Origin of the sequence: Algibacter pacificus, from assembly GCF_008033385.1 — a bacterium.
In the GTDB taxonomy this organism is placed as follows: domain Bacteria; phylum Bacteroidota; class Bacteroidia; order Flavobacteriales; family Flavobacteriaceae; genus Algibacter; species Algibacter pacificus.
Genome location: NZ_VOGY01000009.1, coordinates 169,196 through 178,855, shown reverse-complemented (window position 1 = coordinate 178,855; position 9,660 = coordinate 169,196). Strand labels below are relative to the sequence as shown.

At 38.2% G+C, this 9,660-nt stretch carries 4 protein-coding genes, 1 tRNA gene and 1 pseudogene; 1 reads left to right on the top strand and 5 read right to left on the bottom strand.

The window, feature by feature from the left end; translation table 11 throughout:
• The coding region (locus FQU21_RS14255; protein ID WP_147678679.1) for an HYR-like domain-containing protein at nt 1–7,550 on the bottom strand (7,550 nt) is incomplete at its 3' end.
• Nucleotides 7,551–7,804: 254 nt separating this feature from the next.
• On the opposite strand from FQU21_RS14255, the pseudogene FQU21_RS14250 reads away from it, so the two are divergent.
• Nucleotides 7,805–8,248, top strand: a pseudogene (locus tag FQU21_RS14250) (ISL3 family transposase).
• A gap of 90 nt (nt 8,249–8,338) precedes the next feature.
• Here the strand turns inward: FQU21_RS14250 and FQU21_RS14245 are convergent.
• The 4 genes from FQU21_RS14245 to FQU21_RS14230 form a co-directional block, all read right to left on the bottom strand.
• A tRNA-Met gene (locus FQU21_RS14245) sits at nt 8,339–8,411 on the bottom strand.
• A gap of 87 nt (nt 8,412–8,498) precedes the next feature.
• On the bottom strand, nt 8,499–8,843 hold the full coding sequence (locus FQU21_RS14240) for a hypothetical protein (RefSeq protein ID WP_147678678.1): 345 nt from the start codon (nt 8,841–8,843) through the stop codon (nt 8,499–8,501).
• A gap of 3 nt (nt 8,844–8,846) precedes the next feature.
• Entirely contained in the window at nt 8,847–9,236 is a 390-nt protein-coding gene (locus FQU21_RS14235; protein WP_147678677.1) for a hypothetical protein, read from the bottom strand.
• An 18-nt stretch (nt 9,237–9,254) separates the two neighbouring features.
• The gene (locus FQU21_RS14230; RefSeq protein ID WP_147678676.1) at nt 9,255–9,638 is read right to left on the bottom strand and encodes a hypothetical protein; all 384 of its coding nucleotides are present in this window, start codon (nt 9,636–9,638) and stop codon (nt 9,255–9,257) included.
• Between the last annotated feature and the right edge of the window lie 22 nt (nt 9,639–9,660).

Here is a 9,660-nt window from a genome sequence, read left to right as displayed (position 1 = left end):
ACCACTGGTGCTGTTGGTTGTGTGGCATCGGCTAAACATTCAACGGTGCTGGATCCATTGGCTGGAACTACGGGTAAGGTCGTTACATCCAGAGTGTAGGTGTAGGTGTAAACCGAAACATTTCCTGCACAATCCGTATAGGTAAAGGTGTAAATCTTATCGCCTTCACATAAAGGATCCATGTTTTCGGTGATTATTGGTGTGATTGGGTTTCCACAAACATCTTTGACCTCTGGCGCTGTCGGTTGCGTGGCATCGGCTAAGCATTCAACGGTGCTGGATCCATTGGCTGGAACTACGGGTAAGGTCGTTACATCCAGAGTGTAGGTGTAGGTGTAAACCGAAACATTTCCTGCGCAATCCGTATAGGTAAAGGTGTAAACCTTATTGCCTTCACATACTGGATCCGTGTTTTCGGTGATCACGGGGGTAATGTCATTACCACAAACATCTTTGACCTCTGGTGCTGTTGGCTGTGTGGCATCGGCTAAACATTCAACGGTACTGCTGGCGTTTGCTGGAACTACGGGTAAGGTCGTCACATCCAGAGTATAAGTGTAAGTGTATACCGAAGAATTCCCGGCGCAATCCGTATAGGTAAAGGTGTAAATCTTATCCCCTTCACATAAAGGATCCATGTTTTCGGTGATCACGGGGGTAATGTCATTACCACAAACATCTTTGACCTCTGGTGCTGTTGGCTGCGTGGCATCGGCTAAGCATTCAACGGTGCTCGATCCATTGGCTGGAACTACGGGTAAGGTCGTTACATCCAGAGTATAAGTGTAAGTGTATACCGAAACATTCCCGGCGCAATCCGTATAGGTAAAGGTGTAAATCTTATCGCCTTCACATACTGGATCCGTGTTTTCGGTGATTATTGGTGTGATTGGGTTTCCACAAACATCTTTGACCACTGGTGCTGTTGGTTGTGTGGCATCGGCTAAACATTCAACGGTGCTGGATCCATTGGCTGGAACTACGGGTAAGGTCGTTACATCCAGAGTATAAGTGTAAGTGTATACCGAAACATTTCCTGCACAATCCGTATAGGTAAAGGTGTAAATCTTATCGCCTTCACATAAAGGATCCGTGTTTTCGGTGATTATTGGTGTGATGTCATTACCACAAACATCTTTGACCTCTGGTGCTGTCGGTTGTGTGGCATCGGCTAAACATTCAACGGTACTGCTGGCGTTTGCTGGAACTACGGGTAAGGTCGTTACATCCAGAGTATAAGTGTAGGTGTAAACCGAAACATTTCCTGCACAATCCGTATAGGTAAAGGTGTAAATCTTATCCCCTTCACATAAAGGATCCGTGTTTTCGGTGATTATTGGTGTGATTGTGTTTCCACAAACATCTTTGACCACTGGTGCTGTTGGTTGCGTGGCATCGGCTAAACATTCAACGGTGCTGGATCCATTGGCTGGAACTACGGGTAAGGTCGTCACATCCAGAGTATAAGTGTAAGTGTATACCGAAACATTCCCGGCGCAATCCGTATAGGTAAAGGTGTAAATCTTATCGCCTTCACATAAAGGATCCGTGTTTTCGGTGATTATTGCTGTGATGTCATTACCACAAACATCTTTGACCACTGGTGCTGTCGGTTGCGTGGCATCGGCTAAACATTCAACGGTGCTACTGGCGTTTGATGGAACTACGGGTAAGGTCGTTACATCCAGAGTGTAGGTGTAGGTGTAAACCGAAACATTTCCTGCACAATCCGTATAGGTAAAGGTGTAAATCTTATCGCCTTCACATAAAGGATCCGTGTTTTCGGTGATTATTGCTGTGATGTCATTACCACAAACATCTTTGACCACTGGTGCTGTTGGTTGCGTGGCATCGGCTAAGCATTCAACAGTACTGCTGGCGTTTGCTGGAACTACGGGTAAGGTCGTTACATCAAGGGTGTAGGTATAAGTATAAACCGAAGAATTCCCGGCACAATCCGTATAGGTAAAGGTGTAAATCTTATCCCCTTCACATAAAGGATCCGTGTTTTCGGTGATTATTGGTGTGATTGGGTTTCCACAAACATCTTTGACCACTGGTGCTGTTGGTTGCGTGGCATCGGCTAAACATTCAACGGTGCTCGATCCATTGGCTGGAACTACGGGTAAGGTCGTTACATCCAGAGTATAAGTGTAAGTGTATACCGAAGAATTCCCGGCGCAATCCGTATAGGTAAAGGTGTAAATCTTATCCCCTTCACATACTGGATCCGTGTTTTCGGTGATTATTGGTGTGATTGGGTTTCCACAAACATCTTTGACCTCTGGTGCTGTTGGCTGCGTGGCATCGGCTAAGCATTCAACGGTGCTCGATCCATTGGCTGGAACTACGGGTAAGGTCGTTACATCCAGAGTATAAGTGTAGGTGTAAACCGAAACATTCCCGGCGCAATCCGTATAGGTAAAGGTGTAAATCTTATCCCCTTCACATAAAGGATCCATGTTTTCGGTGATTATTGGTGTGATTGTGTTTCCACAAACATCTTTGACCTCTGGCGCTGTCGGTTGCGTGGCATCGGCTAAACATTCAACGGTGCTACTGGCGTTTGCTGGAACTACGGGTAAGGTCGTCACATCCAGAGTGTAGGTGTAGGTGTAAACCGAAACATTCCCGGCGCAATCCGTATAGGTAAAGGTGTAAATCTTATCCCCTTCACATATTGGATCCGTGTTTTCGGTGATTATTGGTGTGATGTCATTACCACAAACATCTTTGACCACTGGTGCTGTTGGTTGCGTGGCATCGGCTAAACATTCAACGGTACTGCTGGCGTTTGCTGGAACTACGGGTAACGTCGTCACATCCAGAGTATAAGTGTAAGTGTAAACCGAAACATTCCCGGCGCAATCCGTATAGGTAAAAGTGTAAATCTTATCGCCTTCACATAAAGGATCCGTGTTTTCGGTGATTATTGGTGTGATTGTGTTTCCACAAACATCTTTGACCTCTGGCGCTGTCGGTTGCGTGGCATCGGCTAAGCATTCAACGGTGCTACTGGCGTTTGCTGGAACTACGGGTAAGGTCGTCACATCAAGGGTGTAGGTATAAGTATAAACCGAAGAATTCCCGGCGCAATCCGTATAGGTAAAGGTGTAAATCTTATCCCCTTCACATACTGGATCCGTGTTTTCGGTGATTATTGGTGTGATTGGGTTTCCACAAACATCTTTGACCTCTGGCGCTGTTGGTTGCGTGGCATCGGCTAAACATTCAACGGTACTGCTGGCGTTTGCTGGAACTACGGGTAAGGTCGTTACATCCAGAGTGTAGGTGTAGGTGTAAACCGAAACATTTCCTGCGCAATCCGTATAGGTAAAGGTGTAAACCTTATTGCCTTCACATAAAGGATCCGTGTTTTCGGTGATCACGGGGGTAATGTCATTACCACAAACATCTTTGACTACTGGTGCTGTTGGTTGCGTGGCATCGGCTAAACATTCAACGGTGCTGGATCCATTGGCTGGAACTACGGGTAAGGTCGTTACATCCAGAGTGTAAGTGTAGGTGTAAACCGAAACATTTCCTGCACAATTAGGATCCGTATAAGTAAACGTGTAAACTTTATCCCCTTCACATACAGGATCTGTATTTTCTGTAATAACAGGAGTAATAGCTGTTCCATTAAAATCGTTCACCACAGGTGTTAGTGGCTGTATTGCTTCTGCTAAACAATTTACGGTATCAACATCATTCTCTGGAACGACTAATTGAGAATGCACAGTTACTTTATATTTGTAAACATCTTTAACAACTCCAGAAACGGTCACTGTAATAGTATACTCTACAATTTGATCTATCCCTGACTCATTCAACAAAGTATCTGCTATAGAAGTTGATGTTGAAGCAGAAGTCGTTTCACCAGAAACATTTGCGTTATCTGTAGCAAACCAACTATATGTCGCTCCTGTAAAGGTATTATCTCCCGTTAAGTCATGATTTAAAGTTTCACCACTACATATAACCTCTATAGGATGCACTGTAACCAAGACATTTGCTGTAGGATCGATAAAGCTTTCCGTACTTGGCGTTCCTGTAGCTGTTACCGTATTAGTAATATTTGCTTGATTTGAAATATCTATAGCTGTTACCAAATATGTTGCAGTCCAAGTCCCTGTTTCCCCAGGCGCTAAAATATCTATTTGATTATCAGAATTATCGGCATCGGTTCCTGTAGTACTTTGAAGTTCTGGTGTTGATAAAGTTCCATTAGCTATATGAGCATCATTAATACTAACATTATTAATGGTAACATTGTTATCATTCGTAACAACATATGTATAAGTTATCGTTTGTCCTTCAGCTACATGAAAATAATCATCTACAACTTTTGTAACAGATAAAGATGGCGTTGAAATTAGCGGTGTAATTGTTGGATCTGCTGCGGTAACTTTATTCGGGATATCATCTGTTGTAGTTGGATCATCTGGATCATCAGATAAATCTGTGACACTTCCCATACCGGGATCTAAACTCCCAACTGTTGCTGTATTAACCACCTCTCCTTTATCTAAATCTTCTTGTGTTAGAAAATGTTTTATAGTAAAGGTTGCGGTTTCATTTGGATTTAAACTTTCAACCCTACCATCAGAATTATCTGTATCTGTACCTGTAGTACTTGTTAACTCTATAACATCTGCATTTGGATCAACAATATTAACATCTGTCAAAGTAACATTTCCAACACTGGTAGCTATTACAGTATAAATTATCTCCTCACCTACCGTATCGAAAGCTCCATCTATCGCTGGCGCATCTACTTTAGTTACTTGCAATTGCCCATACTGTGGTACAGAAACGACTGTTGCATCATTAGGAGTTGCTGTTGTAGGATCATCAGATTGATCCATAACAGTCGTCCCCTCTACAATCTCTGTACCAGTAGCTGTTGCTGTATTAATAACACTTCCTGTATTAAAATCATTTAATACAATAGTATGCTGAGCAGAAAATACTGCCGATTCTCCAACAGGTAAATTTGCAATAGACGCCGGCGAAATACTACCTGAATCTGCCATGGGGTCTGTTACAGTCACATTATTTAAACTCACATTACCTGTATTAAACACCGTAATTTCATAAGTAATAATTTCCCCGGCCGTATCATATAATCCATCTGGAGCCGGTTGTGCTATTTTCTCTACCAATATCCCTCCTTTTTGGTCTATGGGTGTTATTGTTGGGTCATCAATAGTGTTATTTGAATTATCTGGATCGTCTGAAATATCAGATATAACAAAGCCATTAGATAAAGTTGCCTGTGCTGTAGCCGAATTAACAACTTGATCTGCCTCAATATCAGCTTGTGTAATAGTATGAGTTGCTGTAAAATTTGCTGAAGCTCCAATAGCTAAATTAGCTACTGAACTTGGTGATAAACTTCCTGAATCTATTTTAGAATCCGTAATTGTAATATTTGTTAATGCCGTATCCCCTGTATTTGTGACAACAAAATCATACGTTATAACTTCACCTACCGTATCAAAACTTCCATCAAGGGGAGCTCTATCTGTTTTGGTTAATTCAATTTCACTATTTATTATAGTAACCTGTTCTGTATCATCATCTGGAATAACATCACCCTCAACTTCATTTTGTGTATTAGAAATTGTATTAGTAACTGTAGTAGTTGCGGTAACTTCATTAACAGTAGCAACAATATCAATTTGATGTATTTCGCCACTAGACATATTTCCAATAGTCCAATTGGGAGCACTCCAAGAACCGTAATTAGGGGCAGCACTTACAAATGATAATTCTGGAGGCAACGCATCATTAATTACAAGACCTGTTACAAGGTTTTCACCTAAAGATTCTACTGTAACGGTAAATGTTACCGTATCTCCTTCTAACACGGGCGTAGCATCAACTGTTTTGGTTAATACTATTTCAGGGTCACAATTGTACACCGATAAAATTGCAGAATCATAGCTACAGCCTCCTTTGGTAACCTTAACATAAAAATCACCTGCTTCTGTGGGAGTATAAGAACTTTGGGTTACACCTTCGGATACAGATACTCCATTTTGAAACCATTCATAATACTCAAAACCACCAGTAACTTCTTTAATTTCAGCACCAGGTAAACATCCTCCTCCAGTAACACTTATTTCTACAATTGGCACTGTATCAAAACCAGAAAAATAACCTGCAACACCAGCATTACCACTAACACCAAAAAACCCTACAGCTATTGGTCCAGTAGACTGCACTCTTACATCGCCATCTAAACCAGAAATGGTAATGGTTTTCCATTCTGTAGTACCCGCAACTACTTTAGACGCAGGTTTTGTAACTAGTACATTGTTTTCATAAACCTCGATATTACTGTCTAATGTTGAAGTAGAAGCTATAATAGTAATTCCACCTGTATAATTTAAATTAGCAACATCTCTAATGTCATGAATATTATCCATAATATCTGGTAATAAACAATTTACAGGAGCAATAAAATTTAACCCTCCTGTTTGAGATGCTGATGCTCCTGCTATATTTTGATACGCATATGATTCTTTTGAAGTAGTAACATACATATTACCACCGGTAGAATTTGTAGAATAATTAGATCCCGGAATTACAAAATAATCTCCTTTATTAATAGTTGCAATAGGAGTTGCTTGTCCATTTACATAAATACCTGTTCCATTTTGTGTCCCAATAATTATTGGAGTTTCATTTACATTGGTACCTCCAGCCCTCACAAACACATATTCTCTTCCTAGGACATTTTCTGGAACAGGTTGATCAATTCCTGCATCTCTATTATTAGCACTGGTTAAAGGTGCTCCATTTAAATTACCATTAGAAATAGCAATTTTCTTATCCGATTTAATAGTTGTTCCTAACCAACAATCAATATTAGCACTACCATTATTTCTTGGAGCTTCATACACATAACTCTCACCTGCATCTAACATAATAGTCATACTGGTAGCACCACCAATAGGAAAACCATCAGCATCATTCCCATTTCTAAAAGTACACCCAGAATCATAACCATAAATTTCAACAGTTGTTGCATTTTCCGTTGCCATAATACCCAAAACAGCATTTAAGGTTTTCTCCCCTTTTCCATAATTTGGTCGCCCTCCCCATTTAAAAAGTGTCCCTAACGCTACGCGTCCTTTAGAAGTTAAAGATGTGCCTTGGGCACTTGAACGCCCTCTATAATTTACATAAAACTTTTCCCCACCTGAAGATTCTATACGAAGCCCAGCATTATTAAGAACTTTTCCTGTGTTAGCAGTGGAAACTAAAGCAATTCCATTGTTTCCGTTAGGAAGTCCATAGGACTGAGAGTTTGTATTTGACAGTCCTGATATTGTTGTTAACAAAGTACCATTACCTCTATAAACCGACACATTGAAAGGTGTAGTTTCTGGAGTAGAGAAATATAGTTTTTGTTGGAGTATAGAGCCTGTACCTCCATCACCTTGCTTTAATGGTGGGAGGTAATGTAAATCACTAAGCTGCGCAAAACTGTTTGTTAATAAAGAAAAAGTTAATAAAATAAGGAGTAATATTCTTTTCATATGAATAATATTATATCAAATGCTTTTTTCGAGTTTTTCATTTAAAACTAAGTTATATATCAAATAATTTTAAATAAATTTTAACACTAAAATACTATTAATCACTCAGAAAACCGCATATAACGGACTAAAAGGTTAAAAAAAAGTTAAAAAACCTATTGTTTAACTTTTAAAAACAGTATTTCTTTTAAAATAAAAAACCACCTCTCTAAAAATCAAACAATTAATACAAAAACAAAGACTCTAGCGCTAATATAATTTTAAACAGTTCGGTTTTTAGGGAAGTCTACACGGAAACTTTTAGTAATGTAGACTCTAGAAAACAACTCTTAGCAAGAAGCCAATACGTACTCTATAAAGCTCCTAATAAATGGACTCCAAATCAACACGTAAGAACCAAAATTCTATTTGAGGAATATCTAGGTCTAAAAAAGGCATATAAAATAGTACAAGAATTAAGAACTATATTCCATACTACTAAATCTATTGAAGTTGAAAAATCCGAGTTAAAAACTTTTAAAACCATATCAAATACAATAAAACTGAATTATAGATCAATCTGAAATTATTTTAAAAACAGAAGCACTAATGCGTCTGCCGAATCCTTTAATGCCAAAATAAAAGCTTTTAGAGCACAGTTTAGAGGGGTTAGGAATGTAGAATTCTTCCTCTATAGATTAACAACAATTTTTGCGTAAACACAACAATTTGGATTAATCCAATATTTGCCAAACTATTGACTTTAATGCACAAAAAAAGAGTAACCATTTCTGATTACTCTTGCTTAGTAGCGGGAACTGGACTCGAACCAGTGACCTTCGGGTTATGAGCCCGACGAGCTACCTACTGCTCTATCCCTATAAATATCAACACTTTAACACTCTATATTTATCATAGACCTTCATAAATATTAATAGCCATTTATAAAGTGATGCCGAAAAGTGTGCCTTATTTACTCTGCAATACTATTTGGCAATGGTATTTATCTTTGATTAGAATTTCAATAGTTACCTCTTTAAATATACACTGATTAACTTTAGATTTTAGATAACTGTAATGAGTTAGCTCAAATTCGTAAATTACACTATAGAGTATATCTGCATTATATTGTAAAATTACATTACTTGAAAAAGGTACTTCTAATAGTGTTTTAAAATCTCCTTTTATATACTCATAGTTTTCTAATTCTAATCCATTACTAAAAGTTGATTCTAAAGTCTTAAGATTAAACTCATTTAACTCATACTGTTCTCCAATCTTAAAGCGTAATTCTTTTAATAAGGAATTACACATACCCTAATTAAAAGTATATTGATACTGATAACTTTGTTGGTTTATGGATTCTTGATACACATTAACATTATCTACAGAACCATAAAAGCGCATTTCAGCTTGAGATGAATCTTCAATATAAAATTCTAACTCAAAGCTTACTGTATTCTCTGGAATCTCTACACTAACTATATTTTGAGTATAATCGAAATCTGAATTAATTGTCGACTCTGTACCATCTTCTAAAGTCAATGTAGTTGTTAACCCTACAGATACCCAACTTTCAAGAGTTCCTGTTGTAAACTCTACTATATGAGATTGACTAATTTGTTGTTCTTCTTCCTGATTGTCATCATCACTTGAACAGGCTGTAAATGCAAAAATTGCTATTAATAATAAAAATGTATTCTTCATTATATTTGGTTTTAGTTTTTAAAAATTATGGATATAAGTATAGTTTACTTCTGAAATAGTTTGCTCATCTATAATGTTACCTTCAGAACTAATTAGCTTGATATTTACTTCTGAACCTCCTTCAATATAGAAATTCGATTCTATTTTAATTGGATTTAAATCTGTTTCTACTGTAACAGTTCTAGTATCTTCATCATAACCAACTTCTTTAAACTCAAAGGAATCTTCATATGTAATTGTATTTCCTGCTCTTACTACATAATAACTAGGCAATACACCTGTAGTATATACTAACTTATAACTGAGGTTAGCATTTGTCATTTCTGCAACCTCACCATCTTCATCACTAGAACAAGCTGTAAATGCTAAAATGGCTATTAATGCTAAAAAAATATTCTTCATAATTTATAATTTATTGGTTAAT

Coding starts and splice junctions, on each gene's coding strand:
- FQU21_RS14235 (WP_147678677.1), bottom strand. CDS start 9,236: ATGAAGAATACATTTTTATTATTAATAGCAATTTTTGCATTTACAGCC.
- FQU21_RS14230 (WP_147678676.1), bottom strand. CDS start 9,638: ATGAAGAATATTTTTTTAGCATTAATAGCCATTTTAGCATTTACAGCT.
- FQU21_RS14240 (WP_147678678.1), bottom strand. CDS start 8,843: ATGTGTAATTCCTTATTAAAAGAATTACGCTTTAAGATTGGAGAACAG.